The organism is Streptomyces sp. NPDC039736 (assembly GCF_055596485.1).
In genome coordinates, this window is the sequence record NZ_JBVIUQ010000002.1 from 188,735 (window position 1) to 202,917 (window position 14,183).

14 protein-coding genes are annotated in these 14,183 nt (G+C 69.9%); 6 read left to right on the plus strand and 8 right to left on the minus strand.

Going from position 1 to position 14,183, the window contains the following annotated elements; genetic code table 11:
* Window positions 1–339 precede the first annotated feature (339 nt).
* Window positions 340–1,557, minus strand: coding sequence for an MFS transporter (locus ACZ56L_RS05795; RefSeq protein ID WP_471062003.1), 1,218 nt, complete (start codon window positions 1,555–1,557; stop codon window positions 340–342).
* Window positions 1,558–1,778: 221 nt separating this feature from the next.
* Between ACZ56L_RS05795 and ACZ56L_RS05800 the strand changes: the two genes are divergently transcribed.
* Window positions 1,779–2,246, plus strand: coding sequence for a MarR family winged helix-turn-helix transcriptional regulator (locus tag ACZ56L_RS05800; protein WP_345220846.1), 468 nt, complete (start codon window positions 1,779–1,781; stop codon window positions 2,244–2,246).
* Window positions 2,247–2,255: 9 nt separating this feature from the next.
* Window positions 2,256–2,717, plus strand: coding sequence for a GNAT family N-acetyltransferase (locus tag ACZ56L_RS05805; RefSeq protein WP_345220848.1), 462 nt, complete (start codon window positions 2,256–2,258; stop codon window positions 2,715–2,717).
* A 56-nt stretch (window positions 2,718–2,773) separates the two neighbouring features.
* Here ACZ56L_RS05805 and ACZ56L_RS05810 read toward each other — a convergent pair whose 3' ends face one another.
* Window positions 2,774–4,213 (minus strand): serine hydrolase domain-containing protein, encoded by a 1,440-nt coding sequence (locus ACZ56L_RS05810; protein ID WP_471062008.1) that lies wholly within the window; start codon window positions 4,211–4,213, stop codon window positions 2,774–2,776.
* Between the two features lie 91 nt (window positions 4,214–4,304).
* The gene (dnaB, locus tag ACZ56L_RS05815; RefSeq protein ID WP_401755649.1) at window positions 4,305–5,768 is read right to left on the minus strand and encodes a replicative DNA helicase; all 1,464 of its coding nucleotides are present in this window, start codon (window positions 5,766–5,768) and stop codon (window positions 4,305–4,307) included.
* A gap of 500 nt (window positions 5,769–6,268) precedes the next feature.
* On the opposite strand from dnaB, the gene ACZ56L_RS05820 reads away from it, so the two are divergent.
* Window positions 6,269–7,606: an MATE family efflux transporter gene (locus ACZ56L_RS05820; RefSeq protein WP_401755222.1), complete on the plus strand. Its 1,338-nt coding sequence runs from the start codon at window positions 6,269–6,271 to the stop codon at window positions 7,604–7,606.
* A 113-nt stretch (window positions 7,607–7,719) separates the two neighbouring features.
* On the opposite strand, the gene rplI is transcribed toward ACZ56L_RS05820, so the two are convergent.
* The 4 genes from rplI to rpsF all read right to left on the minus strand — a co-directional run bounded on the left by rplI (window position 7,720) and on the right by rpsF (window position 9,445).
* Window positions 7,720–8,166 (minus strand): 50S ribosomal protein L9, encoded by a 447-nt coding sequence (rplI, locus tag ACZ56L_RS05825; protein WP_345220855.1) that lies wholly within the window; start codon window positions 8,164–8,166, stop codon window positions 7,720–7,722.
* An 18-nt stretch (window positions 8,167–8,184) separates the two neighbouring features.
* Complete coding sequence (gene rpsR, locus ACZ56L_RS05830; protein WP_003967857.1) at window positions 8,185–8,421, minus strand: 30S ribosomal protein S18; 237 nt, start codon at window positions 8,419–8,421, stop codon at window positions 8,185–8,187.
* A 43-nt stretch (window positions 8,422–8,464) separates the two neighbouring features.
* Complete coding sequence (locus ACZ56L_RS05835) at window positions 8,465–9,067, minus strand: single-stranded DNA-binding protein (RefSeq protein WP_345220858.1); 603 nt, start codon at window positions 9,065–9,067, stop codon at window positions 8,465–8,467.
* An 87-nt stretch (window positions 9,068–9,154) separates the two neighbouring features.
* Window positions 9,155–9,445, minus strand: coding sequence for a 30S ribosomal protein S6 (gene rpsF, locus ACZ56L_RS05840; RefSeq protein WP_005482942.1), 291 nt, complete (start codon window positions 9,443–9,445; stop codon window positions 9,155–9,157).
* 266 nt (window positions 9,446–9,711) lie between these two features.
* Here rpsF and ACZ56L_RS05845 point away from each other — a divergent pair, with 266 nt between their 5' ends.
* The 3 genes from ACZ56L_RS05845 to ACZ56L_RS05855 all read left to right on the plus strand — a co-directional run bounded on the left by ACZ56L_RS05845 (window position 9,712) and on the right by ACZ56L_RS05855 (window position 12,380).
* A complete protein-coding gene (locus ACZ56L_RS05845; protein WP_345220860.1) occupies window positions 9,712–10,026 on the plus strand; it encodes a hypothetical protein in 315 nt (104 codons plus the stop codon).
* A gap of 119 nt (window positions 10,027–10,145) precedes the next feature.
* Window positions 10,146–11,270: a lipid II:glycine glycyltransferase FemX gene (locus tag ACZ56L_RS05850; protein WP_345220862.1), complete on the plus strand. Its 1,125-nt coding sequence runs from the start codon at window positions 10,146–10,148 to the stop codon at window positions 11,268–11,270.
* Window positions 11,271–11,348: 78 nt separating this feature from the next.
* Window positions 11,349–12,380 (plus strand): alanine racemase, encoded by a 1,032-nt coding sequence (locus tag ACZ56L_RS05855; protein ID WP_345220864.1) that lies wholly within the window; start codon window positions 11,349–11,351, stop codon window positions 12,378–12,380.
* Between the two features lie 153 nt (window positions 12,381–12,533).
* Here the strand turns inward: ACZ56L_RS05855 and ACZ56L_RS05860 are convergent, their stop codons facing one another.
* A complete protein-coding gene (locus ACZ56L_RS05860; RefSeq protein WP_471062016.1) occupies window positions 12,534–14,018 on the minus strand; it encodes a glycosyltransferase family 87 protein in 1,485 nt (494 codons plus the stop codon).
* Between the last annotated feature and the right edge of the window lie 165 nt (window positions 14,019–14,183).

A 14,183-nucleotide genomic window follows, 5' to 3' on the forward strand; every position in this document is an offset into this window, starting at 1 on the left:
GCAAGGCGGAAAAGGCTGCGCATCGGCCGCAGTTCTCGTCGTCGCAGCGTGTCAGCCCGTCGCCCACAGCGGGCGAAGACCGGGAAGTCCAGGTTTCCGATCTCTCCTTACGCCTAGGCTGCTTTCGCCCCATGCCCATGGGCCCTCGGTCCGAGGCAGCGCATTCCCAGTAACCCCGACACCATTCCTGCCGTCCTCCGTCACCGGCCGAACCGCGATGTTTCACGTGAAACACACCGCATGGACCGGTTGCCCAGTTTGCCCCGTGATCGAAAAAGGCCCGCCCCCGGCCCCTCCCGTGCGGGAGAGTCCGGGGGCGGGCGGCGCAGAAGCCGCAGGTCAGCGTTGCGCGGCGAGTACGGCCGTCTCTGATTCGGGCGCGCTTCCCCTGACGACCCGGCTGCCGTTTCGTACCGTACGACGGTCCAGCGACCCCGAGATGAGGGCGACCACCAGCGCGGACACCGCCAGCCCGGCTCCGACCCAGTTCGGGGCGGTCAGCCCGAGTCCGCCGGCGATGACGAGTCCGCCGAGCCAGGCCGCGAGGGAGTTGCCGAGGTTGAAGGCGCCGATGTTCCCGGCGGAGGCCAGCGTGGGCGCGGCGGCGGCCTGGTCCAGCACCCGCTTCTGCAACGGCGGCACGGTCGCGAAGCCGAACGCGCCGATCAGGAAGAGGGTGACGGCCGCAGCGGCCTTGTTGTGGGCGGTGACCGTGAAGAGGGCGAGCACCACGGCGAGGCCGGCCAGGGACACGTACAGCAGGGGCATCAGGGCGCGGTCGGCGAACCGGCCGCCGATCAGGTTGCCGGTGACCATGCCGAGGCCGAAGAGGACCAGCAGCCAGGTGACGGAGCCGCTCGCGTAGCCCGCGACATCGGTGAGCATCGGCGTGATGTAGGTGATCGCGGCGAAGACACCGCCGAAGCCCAGCACGGTCATCGCCATCGCGAGCAGCACCTGCACGTTGCGGAAGGCGGCCGCCTCGTCCCGCAGCCGCACGCCCTCCGGCTTCGGCTGTTCGGGGACCAGCTTGGCGATGCCCGCGAGGCCGAGCACACCCAGCCCGGCGACGACGAAGAAGGTGGCCCGCCAGCTGACCTGCTGCCCGAGCCAGGTCCCGAACGGAACGCCGATCACATTGGCCAGGGTCAGCCCCGTGAACACCATCGAGAGGGCCTTGGCCTTCTTGTCCGGTGCGACCAGCCCGGCGGCGACGATCGAGCCGATGCCGAAGAACGCGCCGTGCGTGAAGGAGGCGACCACCCGCCCGGCGAGCATCACGCCGAAGGCGGGGGCGACGGCGGTGAGCACGTTGCCCACGACGAAGAGACCCATCAGCAGCATCAGCATGTTCTTGCGCGAGACGCGGGTGCCGAGCGCGGTCATGAGCGGGGCGCCGAGGACGACGCCGAGGCCGTATCCGGTGACGAGGTGTCCGGCGGTGGGGATCGAGACCTGGTACTCGGCGGCCACCTCGGGGAGCAGCCCCATGATCACGAATTCGGTGGTGCCGATACCGAAGGCGCCGATGGCCAGTGCGAGGAGCGCGAGCGGCATGGGGGTCCTTCCGGAGGAGAGCGGGGGGCTTGGGGGTCCTGCCTGCACCGTTGCTTGCAAGGACCCCTTACGAGCGTAGACAATAATTGCAGACGCGGGTTAATTGCAAGCGCGGGATATTGCGGAAGTCGCCTATCCTGGTCTGCGGGCCGCACCCCCTCCGCCCACGGCACGGCACACCGCCGGCCCCTCCACAGCGCCCGGGGACGAGGAGAGAACAGATGACCGCCACCGATCCCGCGCTCACCGCCCTCGCCCAGGGCTGGTGCGCGCTCTCCCTCCTGCACAGCCGCATCGAGGCCCACATCGAGAAGGCCCTGCAGGCCCGGCACGACCTGAGCGTCCGCGAGTACTCCCTGCTCGACGTCTTGAGCCGCCAGCACAGCGGGCCCGGCGGGCACCTCCAGATGCGCCAGGTGGCCGAGGCCGTCCTGCTCAGCCAGAGCGCCACCACCCGCCTGGTCACCCGGCTGGAGGACCGCGGCCTGCTCACCCGCTACCTCTGCGACACCGACCGCCGCGGCATCTACACCGACGTCACCGACGCCGGCCAGGCCCTCCTCGCCGAGGCGCGCCCCACCAACGACACCGCCCTGCGCGAAGCCCTCGACGCCGCCGCCGAGAACCCCGAACTCGCACCTCTCGTACGCACGGTGGAAGAGCTGCGCACCCCGGCCCGACCTGCGTAACCTGCGGCCATGACCACTGCCGAAGACCTCCGGATACGGCCCGCGACCGAGGCCGATCTCCCCGCCGTCGTCGCGATGCTCGCCGATGACCCGCTCGGTGCGCACCGCGAATCGCCGGACGACCTCGCCCCGTACACGGCCGCCCTGAAACAGCTCCGGGACGACCCGAACCAGTACGTCGTCGTCGCCGAACTGGACGGAAAGGTCGTCGGCACCCTCCAGTTGACGATCGTCCACGGCCTGTCCCGCAAGGGCGCCACCCGTTCGATCATCGAAGCGGTCCGCGTCCACGAGGACGCCCGGGGCAGCGGTCTCGGCACCCGGTTCATCGAGTGGGCCATCGCGGAATCCCGCGCCCGGGGCTGCCAGTTGGTGCAGCTCACCTCGGACGCCACCCGCACGGACGCCCACCGCTTCTACGAGCGGCTCGGCTTCACCGGATCCCACGTGGGCTTCAAGCTCCCGCTCTGACCCGACTCCGGCCCGGCGGGGAACGCGGCGCCGGCCGCGCCCCCCGGTACCGGCCGCTAGCCGATCCCCCGCCACCCCCGCGCGTCCACCCCGCCCGGCACCGGCGCCCCGGGGTCGTACGCCTGCCGGGTGAAGACGAACGACGCCACGTCGAGGTGGCTCACCGTGCCGTCAGGCCGCCGCACCACCCGCAGCGTCTCCCCCGCGTAGTACCCGTCGAGCCCCACCCACGTCCCGTCCGGCCGCGCCCGGAACCGCGAGGTGCGCCCCGCGCTGCCGTCGAGCTTGCCCAGCGAGAGCCCGCCGTCACCGGTCAGGCGCAGTCCGTGGGCGAGCGTGCCCCAGTACCAGGCGCCGGTCAGCTCCAGCAGCGTCTGGTCCACCTGGCCCTCCGGCAGCGGAGGCCACGGCTCCGGAATGCCGGGCTCGGCCTCGGCGACCGTGATGGCCAACTCCGCCGCCAGCGCGCCCGTCGCGGGGCCCGAGGTCGCGTTGGCCAGCGCCGCGGCCGCCACCCCGGCGGCGGGATCCACCCACAGCGCGGCCACGTACCCCGGCAACGAACCGCCGTGCCCGACCAGTTCCCGTCCCCCGGCCCGGATCACCTGCACCCCGAGCCCGTACGTACCGGACCAGTTGCCCGCCTCCAGCGGCGCCGCCGGCACGCGCATCTCCCGTACCGAGTCCGCGCACAGCACCCGGTCGTCGCCGTGCAGCAGGAAGGCACCGAAGCGGCAGAGGTCCCCGGCCGTCGACCACAGCTGCCCCGCGGGCGCCATCAGCCCCAGGTCCTCCACTGGTTCCGGAATCAGTACGTCCGCCCAGGGGTGCACCGCCCAGCCCTCCGCGTACGGGGCCTCGGGCTGCGCGCTGGTCCGCGTCAGCCCCAGCGGCTCGGTGATCTCGCGCCGCACGGCCTCGGCCCACGGCATCCCGCGCACCGCCTCGACCAGAGCGCCGAGCAGCGTGTACCCGGGATTGGAGTAGTGGAAGATCCGCCCCGCCTCGTGCGGACGCGCTCCGTCCGGCTTGCCGTCCGCCGCGAGCACATCGGCGAGATCCGGGCGCAGCGTGCCGGGCGTGCGCTCCCACCACTGCCCCGGCGTCTCGGCCGCCAGCCCCGCCGTGTGCCCCAGGAGTTGACGGATCGTGACATCGCCGACTCCCGTGTCGGGCACGTACTTCTCCAGCGGATCCGCGAGACCCACCAGTCCCTCGTCCCTCAGCCGCATCACCAGCACCGCGGTGAACGTCTTGGTGATCGAACCGATCCGGTACTGGTCCTCCTCCCCCGGCGCACGCCCGTCGACGTCCGTGCCCCGCACCCCGCTCCACACGACGCGCCCGTCCCGCAGCACGGCGGCGACCAGGGACGGCGCACGCCCCTCGGCCTGGGAAGCGGCGACGGAACGAAGCAGGGAGCGACGGGTGCTCGCAAGGAGGTCGCAGGACTCATGGTCGGGGCTGCCGGGGGCGGTGTCCGCAGAAGGTGTCATGCTCCGCGATTATCCCCGCCGGACGGAGGACTTCGGTTCGGATGCCGCACGCCGACGCTTTCCCCCGGCCCGTCCTCGAACTCCGGGCCCGTCAGGTCTGGGCCATGTCCACGAAGCGGGAGTAGTGGCCCTGGAAGGCCACCGTGATCGTCGCCGTCGGGCCGTTGCGGTGCTTGCCCACGATGATGTCCGCCTCGCCCGCGCGGGGCGACTCCTTCTCGTACGCGTCCTCGCGGTGCAGCAGGATCACCATGTCGGCGTCCTGCTCGATGGAACCGGATTCACGCAGGTCGGAGACCATCGGCTTCTTGTCCGTGCGCTGCTCGGGGCCACGGTTGAGCTGGGACAGCGCGATCACCGGCACCTCCAGCTCCTTGGCCAGCAGCTTCAGGTTCCGCGACATGTCCGAGACCTCCTGCTGACGGCTCTCGCTGCGCTTGGAGCCGCCGGCCTGCATGAGCTGGAGGTAGTCGATGATGACCAGCTTGATGTCCTGCCGCTGCTTGAGCCGGCGGCACTTGGCGCGGATCTCCATCATGGAGAGGTTCGGGGAGTCGTCGATGAACAGCGGGGCCGCCGAGACGTCCGGCATCCGGCGCGCCAGCCGCGTCCAGTCGTCGTCCGTCATCGAGCCCGAGCGCATGTGGTGCAGCGCCACCCGCGCCTCGGCCGACAGCAGGCGCATCGCGATCTCGTTGCGGCCCATTTCGAGCGAGAAGATCACACTGGCCATGTTGTTCTGGATCGAGCAGGCGCGGGCGAAGTCCAGGGCGAGCGTCGACTTGCCCATGGCGGGCCGGGCCGCGATGACGATCATCTGGCCCGGGTGCAGGCCGTTGGTCAACGAGTCCAGGTCGGTGAAACCCGTCGGCACGCCGGACATCTGACCGCTGCGGGAGCCGATCGCCTCGATCTCGTCGAGCGCGCCCTCCATGATGTCGCCGAGCGGCGCGTAGTCCTCCGAGGTGCGCTGCTCGGTGACCGCGTAGATCTCGGCCTGCGCGGAGTTGACGATCTCGTCGACGTCGCCGTCGCCCGCGTATCCCATCTGCGTGATCTTCGTGCCGGCCTCGACGAGACGGCGCAGCACCGCCCGCTCGTGGACGATCTCCGCGTAGTACTCGGCGTTGGCCGCCGTCGGCACCGACTGCACCAGCGTGTGCAGATACGGGGCACCGCCCACCTTGGTGATCTCGCCGCGCTTGGTGAGCTCGGCGCTGACCGTGATCGGGTCGGCGGGCTCGCCCTTGGCGTACAGGTCGAGGATCGCCTGGAAGACGGTCTCGTGCGCCGGCTTGTAGAAGTCGTGGCCCTTGAGGACCTCGACCACGTCCGCGATGGCGTCCTTGGACAGCAGCATGCCGCCGAGCACCGACTGCTCCGCGTCCAGGTCCTGCGGCGGTACGCGCTCGAAGCCGCTGCCCCCGCCGCCGTCCCAGCCTCCGCTGTCGGAGCCGCGGTCGTGCCGGTCGTCACGGCCTCGGCCGCCGCCGTCGCCTCGCTTACGGGCGGGCAGACGGTCACCCGGACCGCTGTCGGCCCAGGGGTCGTCCAAGGGCTCGGAAATCGTCACCGGGCCCACCTCCTCCCGTCCGCTCCGCGGACCTCGCTGTGCCACTCTTTCTTACGGCACGGCTCCGACAAATGAGACGCCCGACTTCCGCTTCCCACTGTTCGGATGAGGCGTGATCTCCGCAGGCGCCCGGAGGCCGAACGCGGCCGGAAGACAGGGCGGGCGCCGGTCCACGGTAGGCCCGCGGGCACCGTCAGCCAATCTGGTTATCCACAGGCCCTGTGAGAAAGTGCGCCGTTGCTGTGGAGAACTCCCCAGAACCTGTGCACGGACCGGGGGACAGTGCTGTGGACAAGTTCACAGCACTCTCACCGTGACCCATCTGACCTGCGGAAACGCCATCCACCGGCTGTGAGGGAGAAAAACTTTCCCCAGCAGGCCAAGATCACTGCAAACGGCGCACGCCACGCACCGCGAAACGCCGATCAGTAAGGGTCCCAAAGCCATTGCATCTCTTACCTGTGGAAGATTAGATTGAGGCCATGACATCGGCTCCCGCGACAACGAAAGCAGGCCGCCGACGGCACGACCGCGAGATCGTCGCCCTCGCCCTGCCCGCGTTCGGCGCACTCGTCGCCGAGCCCCTCTTCCTGATGGCCGACAGCGCCATCGTCGGCCACCTCGGCACCCCCCAGCTCGCCGGTCTCGGCATCGCCTCGGCGCTGCTCACCACCGCGGTGAGCATCTTCGTCTTCCTCGCGTACGCCACCACCGCGGCCGTCTCCCGACGCGTCGGCGCGGGCGACCTCGCCGCCGCCATCCGCCAGGGCATGGACGGCATCTGGCTCGCCCTGCTCCTGGGCGCGATCGTCATCGCCGCCGTGCTGCCGACCGCCCCCGGCCTGGTCGAGCTCTTCGGCGCCTCGGACACCGCCGCTCCCCACGCCCTCACGTATCTGCGCATCTCCAGCCTCGGCATCCCCGCGATGCTCGTGGTCCTGGCCGCCACCGGTGTCCTGCGCGGCCTCCAGGACACGAAGACCCCGCTGTACGTCGCCATCGGCGGCTTCGTCGCCAACGGCATCCTCAACGTGCTCCTCGTGTACGGCTTCGGGCTCGGCATCGCCGGGTCGGCCTGGGGCACCGTGGCCGCCCAGTGGGCCATGGCCGCGGTCTACCTCGTGGTCGTCGTCCGCGGCGCCCGCCGGCACGGCGCCTCCCTGCGTCCGGACGCCGCCGGGATAAGGGCCTCGGCCCAGGCCGGCGCCCCCCTTCTCGTCCGTACGCTGTCGCTGCGCGCGGTGCTGATGATCGCCACCGCCGTCGCCGCCCGGCTCGGCGACGCGGACGTGGCCGCCCACCAGATCATCCTGACCCTGTGGAGCCTGCTCGCTTTCGCCCTGGACGCCATCGCCATCGCCGGGCAGTCCATCATCGGCCGCTGTCTGGGCGCGGGGGACGAAGAGGGCGCCCGGGCCGCCTGCCGCCGCATGGTCGAGTGGGGCATCGCGGCCGGTGTGGTGCTCGGCGTCCTGGTCGTACTCTCCCGCCCGCTCTTCGTCCCGCTCTTCACCGGCGACCAGCTCGTCCGGGACGCCCTGCTGCCCGCGCTTCTGGTGGTGGCCGTCAGCCAGCCGGTCTCCGGTGTGGTCTTCGTGCTGGACGGCGTGCTGATGGGCGCGGGCGACGGCCCGTACCTGGCCTGGGCCATGCTGGCCACGCTCGCCGTGTTCGCCCCGGTGGCCCTGCTGGTACCGACGCTGGGCGGCGGCCTGACGGCGCTGTGGTGGGCGATGGTGCTGATGATGGCGGTCCGCATGGTCACCCTGTGGTGGCGGACCCGCTCGGGCCGCTGGATCGTCACCGGCGCATCCCGGTGACGTGGCGGTGGATGTTCCACGTGAAACATCCGCCCATGAGAAAGGGCCGCACCCCCGAGGGGATGCGGCCCTTTCCCACTGCTCAGACCTTCTCAGGCCGGGGCGTGCTGCACTCAGGCAGCGACGACCTCGACGCCGAGCTTCGCGGCCACGTCGGCGTGCAGACGCACGGAGACCTGGTGCGAACCGAGGGTCTTGATCGGGGAGCCCAGCTCGACGCTGCGCTTGTCGACCTTCGGACCACCGGCGGCGACGATCGCGGCAGCGACGTCGGCGGGGGTCACGGAGCCGAAGAGGCGGCCCGCGTCGCCGGAGCGAACGGAGAGGCTGACCTTCGTGCCCTCGAGCTTGGCCTTGACCTCGTTGGCCTGCTCGATGGTCGCGATCTCGTGGATCTTGCGGGCGCGGCGGATCTGCGCCACGTCCTTCTCGCCACCCTTGGTCCAGCGCAGCGCGAAGCCGCGGGGAACCAGGTAGTTGCGAGCGTAGCCGTCCTTGACGTCGACGACGTCGCCAGCGGTACCGAGGCCGGAGACCTCGTGGGTCAGGATGATCTTCATTTTTCGGTCACCCTTTCCTTATCGCGCGGTGGACGTGTAGGGCAGCAGCGCCATCTCACGGCTGTTCTTGACGGCCGTGGCGACGTCACGCTGGTGCTGCGTGCAGTTGCCGGTGACGCGGCGGGCACGGATCTTGCCGCGGTCGGAAATGAACTTCCGCAGCATGTTCGTGTCCTTGTAGTCCACGTACTGGGTCTTGTCCTTGCAGAACGCGCAGACCTTCTTCTTAGGCTTGCGCACAGGCGGCTTCGCCATGGTGTTTCTCCTGTGTGATCAAGAAGTGGGGGTACGAACAGCCCTAGAAGGGCGGCTCGTCCGAGTAGCCACCGCCGCCGCCGGCGCCGGAGTTGCCGGAGTTTCCGCCCCAGCCACCCCCGCCCTGCGGCTGCTGCCCACCGGCCGGCGCGCTGGAGGCCCAGGGGTCGTCGGAGGGAGCTCCGCCGCCCTGCTGGCCGCCACCGGAACCGCCGCCCCAGTTTCCGCCGCCACCCTGCTGGCCGCCGCCGAATCCGCCGCCGCCACCCTGACCACCGCGGCCGGTGGTCTTGGTGACCTTGGCCGTGGCGTTCTTGAGCGCGGGACCGACTTCTTCGACGTCCAGCTCGTAGACCGTGCGCTTGATGCCCTCACGGTCTTCGTAGGACCGCTGCTTCAGCCGGCCCTGCACGATGACGCGCATGCCTCGCTGGAGCGACTCCGCGACGTTCTCCGCCGCCTGACGCCAGACCGAGCAGGTGAGGAACAGGCCTTCGCCGTCCTTCCACTCATTGGTCTGCTTGTCGAAGATGCGGGGAGTGGACGCGACACGGAACTTCGCGACCGCCGCACCGGACGGGGTGAAGCGCAGCTCGGGGTCGTCGACGAGATTGCCGACGACCGTGATGACGGTCTCGCCTGCCATGGGTGAACCTCTCGGCGGGGATTGCTGCGGAAAGCTGTGGTGCTGCTGGTGGGTGCTACTCGAACCCGATTACCGCTGAACCGAAGTTCAGTGGGTCTCGGGGCGGAGGACCTTGGTCCGGAGGACCGACTCGTTCAGGTTCATCTGTCGGTCGAGCTCCTTGACGACCGCAGGCTCGGCCTGCAGGTCGATGACCGAGTAGATGCCCTCGGGCTTCTTCTTGATCTCGTAGGACAGACGACGACGGCCCCAGGTGTCGACCTTCTCGACCTTTCCGTTGCCCTCACGGACGACGGAGAGGAAGTTCTCGATCAGGGGGGCGACAGCGCGCTCCTCCAGATCGGGGTCGAGGATGACCATCACTTCGTAGTGACGCATGTGGAACCCACCTCCTTTGGACTCAGCGGCCACGGTCGTTCCGTGGCAGGAGGGTCGTGATGCGTACGCAACGGTATCGGCTGCCTCTGACAATCCTGCGGGAAAGAACCCGCGGAGATGTTTAGGGCAGGGGTGACACCGGTGCAGACCGTCCAGAGTACCCGTAGAGAGGCTTCCGGTTGAAATCGGGCCCCGGATGACCGCAATCTGTACACATCGGGTGTGAGCGGCGCTACAGTGCGCCGCCTTCTGCCAGGAGGTGCCCCATGGCACAGGCAATGCGACACGACTCGTCCGTCTCCCTCTTCGCCACCGACGGCAAGCCCCATCCGCTCCAGGACACCCTTCTGGGGATCACCCTGGTCCTCGGCGTGCTGGCCCTGGTGACGGCGATGTTCCACCACCTCCACCTCCTGTCCTCCTGGGCCGGCCTGGTGGGCATCCTCACCGGGGGCTACGGGATGTACGTCTCCGCGACCACCCGCGAGCGCTTCGCTCTGATCCTCGGTCTGGGCGCCTCCGCGCTCGGTTTCTTCCTGGGGATGGCACACGGCGGGCTCTTCGGCGGCCTTCTGGGCTGAACCCGGCGGCATTTCGGCCGGGCAGGGCCGGACGGGGCGCTCCATCGGCCCAGTAGGCTTCGGCGCGAGAGCCGGAGCCCCTGACCCCATGGGGACACACCTGCCGAGGAGCGCCCCGCATGACGAGCCTGACCCTTCGGACCATCCCCCGAGAGCAGCATCTGGCGTACATCCAGAGCCTGCCCGCGGCGAGCCACATGCAGGTCCCGGCATGGGCCGACGTGAAGGCGGAGTGGCGCTCGGAGAGCCTGGGCTGGTTCGACGACCGCAACGGCGAACTGGTCGGCGCCGGCCTGGTGCTGTACCGGCAGCTCCCGAAGATCAAGCGGTACCTGGCGTATCTCCCCGAGGGCCCGGTCATCAACTGGTACGCCCCGAACCTGGACGACTGGCTCCAGCCGATGCTGACGCACCTCAAGCAGCAGGGCGCCTTCTCGGTGAAGATGGGCCCGCCCGTCGTCATCCGCCGCTGGAACGCCGCGGCCATCAAGGCGGGCATCCAGGACCCGGACGTGAAGCGCCTGCGCGACGTCGAGGCCACCCACATCGAGCCGCGCGCCTTCGAGGTGGCGGACCGGCTGCGCAAGATGGGCTGGCAGCAGGGTGAGGACGACGGCGCCGGATTCGGCGACGCGCAGCCCCGCTACGTCTTCCAGGTCCCCCTCGCCAACCGCTCGCTGGAGGACGTCCACAAGGGCTTCAACCAGCTGTGGCGCCGCAACATCAAGAAGGCCGAGAAGGCCGGTGTCGAGGTCGTCCAGGGCGGCTACCAGGACCTCGCCGAGTGGCAGCGGCTGTACGAGATCACCGCGGTCCGCGACCACTTCCGGCCCCGCCCGCTGGCGTACTTCCAGCGCATGTGGTCGGCCCTCAACACCGAGGACCCCAACCGGATGCGGCTGTACTTCGCCCGCCACAACGGGGTGAACCTCTCCGCGGCGACGATGCTCGTCGTCGGCGGGCACGTCTGGTACTCCTACGGCGCCTCCGACAACATCGGCCGTGAGGTCCGTCCCTCCAACGCCATGCAGTGGCGGATGCTGCGCGACGCCTACGCGATGGGCGCCTCGGTCTACGACCTGCGGGGCATCTCCGACTCGCTGGACGAGACGGACCACCTCTTCGGACTGATCCAGTTCAAGGTGGGCACGGGCGGCGAGGCCGCCCAGTACCTCGGCGAGTGGGACTTCCCGCTCAACAAGCTGCTGCACAAGGCGCTCGACGTCTACATGTCACGCCGCTGACGGCCGGGCCTCCCCGGCCCCCGTACGTTCTCCCACCTCCGACACACCGCAGCAACAGGAAAGGTTCCGGACCGGCTCATGGCGCTCACTCTCTCCGTCGACACCGCGCGCTGGCGGGCGCACCAGAAGTCCGTGATCGAGCAGTTCCCGGGCCTGGTTCCGGTCTGCAAGGGCAACGGATACGGCTTCGGGCACGAGCGTCTCGCCGAAGAGGTGACGCGCTTCGGCTCGGACATTCTCGCCGTCGGCACCACCTACGAGGCCGCTCGGATCAAGGACTGGTTCAGCGGAGACCTGCTGGTCCTCACCCCGTTCCGGCGGGGTGAGGAGCCGGTGCCGCTGCCCGACCGGGTCATCCGTTCCGTGTCGTCCGTGGACGGTGTGCACGCCCTGGTGGGCGCCCGGGTCGTCATCGAGTGCATGAGCTCGATGAAGCGGCACGGCGTCAAGGAGTCCGAACTCGCGCAGTTGCACGCCGCGATCGAGGACGTCCGGCTGGAGGGCTTCGCGCTGCACCTGCCGCTCGACCGCGCCGACGGTTCCGACGCGGTCGAGGAGGTCATCGCGTGGATGGACCGCCTGCGTACCGCGCGGCTTCCGCTGCACACCATGTTCGTCAGCCACCTCAAGGCCGAGGAACAGGCGCGACTCCAGCAGCAGTTCCCGCAGACCCGGTTCCGCGCCCGGATCGGCACCCGGCTGTGGTTGGGCGACCACGAGGCGACGGAGTACCGGGGCTCGGTGCTCGACGTGACGCCCGTGTCCAAGGGCGACCGGTTCGGCTACCGGCAGCAGAAGGTGGCCTCCGACGGCTGGCTGGTGGTCGTCGCGGGAGGAACCTCGCACGGTGTGGGCCTGGAGGCCCCGAAGGCGCTGCACGGCATGATGCCCCGTGCCAAGGGGGTGGCGCGGGCCGGCCTGGCGACGGTGAACCGGAACCTGTCGCCGTTCGTGTGGGCGGGCAAGCAGCGCTGGTTCGCGGAGCCGCCGCACATGCAGGTGTCGATCCTGTTCGTGCCGTCCGACGCGACGGAGCCGACGGTGGGTGACGAACTCGTGGCCCATCTGCGGCACACGACGACGCAGTTCGACCGCATGCTCGACCGCTGAGACGTCCCTGAGCGGAAACCGGCGGCCGGTGTTTCACGTGAAACACCGGCCGTTTCGCGTGCCGCGTGGAGCGTCCCGCGTGCCCGTGGAGCGGCTCACGTGCCCGTGCGGCGTTTCACGTGAAACATGGGTCGTTTCACGTGAAACACCTCCTCAGTCGACTGCCGTGGCCCCGCCCTGCCGCATTCCCCACTGCACGCGCGGCCCCTGAACCAGTTGCGCCTCGCCCCGGCTGGGCGCCGCGGCCCGGCCGAGGGCGAACACGTCGGGAGCCCGGTCCAGCACACCCCCGGAAGGGTCGTCGGAGCCGTCGCGGCGGACCGTGTCCCGGTCGGGCAGCAGGATGTCGCGGACGATGACCGCGCAGAGGTACAGCGTGCCGACCAGGTGGAGCAGGATCGCCAGGTGGTAGCCGTCGGTGGGCAGGCCCTGGTGCTTGTCACCGCTGGTCGTGTAGGCGAGGTACATCCAGATCCCCAGGAAGTACATGACCTCGCAGGCCTGCCAGACCAGGAAGTGCCGCCAGCGCGGCAGGGCGAGCGCTGCGAGGGGGATGAGCCACAGGACGTACTGCGGTGAATAGACCTTGTTGGTGAGGATGAACGCGGCGACGACCAGGAAGGCCAACTGCGCGAAGCGCGGCCGGCGGGGGGCCGTGAACGTCAGCCAGGCGATGCCCGCGCACGCCAGCACCATCAGCACGATGGCGTAGGTGTTGACCTGCTCGTGCCGGAGCGAGACGCCGGTGCTCTGGGTGATGATCAGCCAGAACGAGCCGAAGTCGACCTCGCGTTCCTGGCTGAAGGAGTAGAACTTCTTCCAGCCCTCGGGCGCCGCGAGCATCACGGGCAGGTTCACCAGCAGCCAGGAACCCGCGGTGCCCAACAGGGCGGCCCCGAACTCCCGCCACTTCCCGGCCCGCAGGCAGAGCACGAGCAGCGGTCCCAGCAGCAGTACGGGATAGAGCTTGGCGGCGGTGGCGAGCCCGATGAGGATGCCGAACATCAGCGAGCGGCCGCGCGACCACATCAGCATGCCCGCGGCCGTGAGGGCGATGGCGAAGAGGTCCCAGTTGATCGTCGCGGTGAGGGCGAACGCGGGCGCCAGGGCGACCAGGAGCCCGTCCCAGGGGCGCCTGCGGTGGGTACGGGCGACGCAGACCGCGATGACGACGGCACAGACCATCAGCATCCCGCAGTTCACGAGCCAGTAGATCTGCTCCCGGTACTGGATCGTCCCGCCGGAGGGGGTGAACCAGGACGCGACCTCCATGAACAGACCGGTGAGCACCGGGTACTCGAGGAAGTCCATGTCGCCGGAGAGCCGGTCGAAGTAGGGCAGGAGCCCTTCGGAGAAGCCACGTCCGACGAAAAGGTGCGGGATGTCGGAGTAGCAGGCGTGCGTGTACTGGGAGCTGGCGCCCTGGAACCAGGCCCAGTTGTAACAGGGCAGCTTCTGCACCATGCCCAGGGCGAACATGCCGATCATCACGAGCGCGACCACCCGGACCGGGGTGAGCGGGCTGCTGCCGAGTCTCGCCCACCGGCCGACGGGACCGCCGATCAGCTCGCTGCCCGCGGCGGCGACGTCGTCCTGCCGTGTGGGGGGTACAGGCCGGTCCTCGTGCACGCTCGTCATGCGGGACATCCTGCCGTACGAGCCTGAGCGCGACGGGACACACGGCCAGGCCCCCCTGCACCTGAGCCGGCCGGGCCCGGTCACGGCGGAGGGCCGCCGCACCGGGATTCTCGGTGCGACGGCCCTCCTGGGTGGCGCCGGGCGGACCCGGGGACGGGAGCCGGC

Coding starts and splice junctions, on each gene's coding strand:
- ACZ56L_RS05795 (WP_471062003.1), bottom strand. CDS start 1,557: ATGCCGCTCGCGCTCCTCGCACTGGCCATCGGCGCCTTCGGTATCGGC.
- ACZ56L_RS05800 (WP_345220846.1), top strand. CDS start 1,779: ATGACCGCCACCGATCCCGCGCTCACCGCCCTCGCCCAGGGCTGGTGC.
- ACZ56L_RS05805 (WP_345220848.1), top strand. CDS start 2,256: ATGACCACTGCCGAAGACCTCCGGATACGGCCCGCGACCGAGGCCGAT.
- ACZ56L_RS05810 (WP_471062008.1), bottom strand. CDS start 4,213: ATGACACCTTCTGCGGACACCGCCCCCGGCAGCCCCGACCATGAGTCC.
- ACZ56L_RS05820 (WP_401755222.1), top strand. CDS start 6,269: ATGACATCGGCTCCCGCGACAACGAAAGCAGGCCGCCGACGGCACGAC.
- rplI (WP_345220855.1), bottom strand. CDS start 8,166: ATGAAGATCATCCTGACCCACGAGGTCTCCGGCCTCGGTACCGCTGGC.
- rpsR (WP_003967857.1), bottom strand. CDS start 8,421: ATGGCGAAGCCGCCTGTGCGCAAGCCTAAGAAGAAGGTCTGCGCGTTC.
- ACZ56L_RS05835 (WP_345220858.1), bottom strand. CDS start 9,067: ATGGCAGGCGAGACCGTCATCACGGTCGTCGGCAATCTCGTCGACGAC.
- rpsF (WP_005482942.1), bottom strand. CDS start 9,445: ATGCGTCACTACGAAGTGATGGTCATCCTCGACCCCGATCTGGAGGAG.
- ACZ56L_RS05845 (WP_345220860.1), top strand. CDS start 9,712: ATGGCACAGGCAATGCGACACGACTCGTCCGTCTCCCTCTTCGCCACC.
- ACZ56L_RS05850 (WP_345220862.1), top strand. CDS start 10,146: ATGACGAGCCTGACCCTTCGGACCATCCCCCGAGAGCAGCATCTGGCG.
- ACZ56L_RS05855 (WP_345220864.1), top strand. CDS start 11,349: ATGGCGCTCACTCTCTCCGTCGACACCGCGCGCTGGCGGGCGCACCAG.
- ACZ56L_RS05860 (WP_471062016.1), bottom strand. CDS start 14,018: ATGACGAGCGTGCACGAGGACCGGCCTGTACCCCCCACACGGCAGGAC.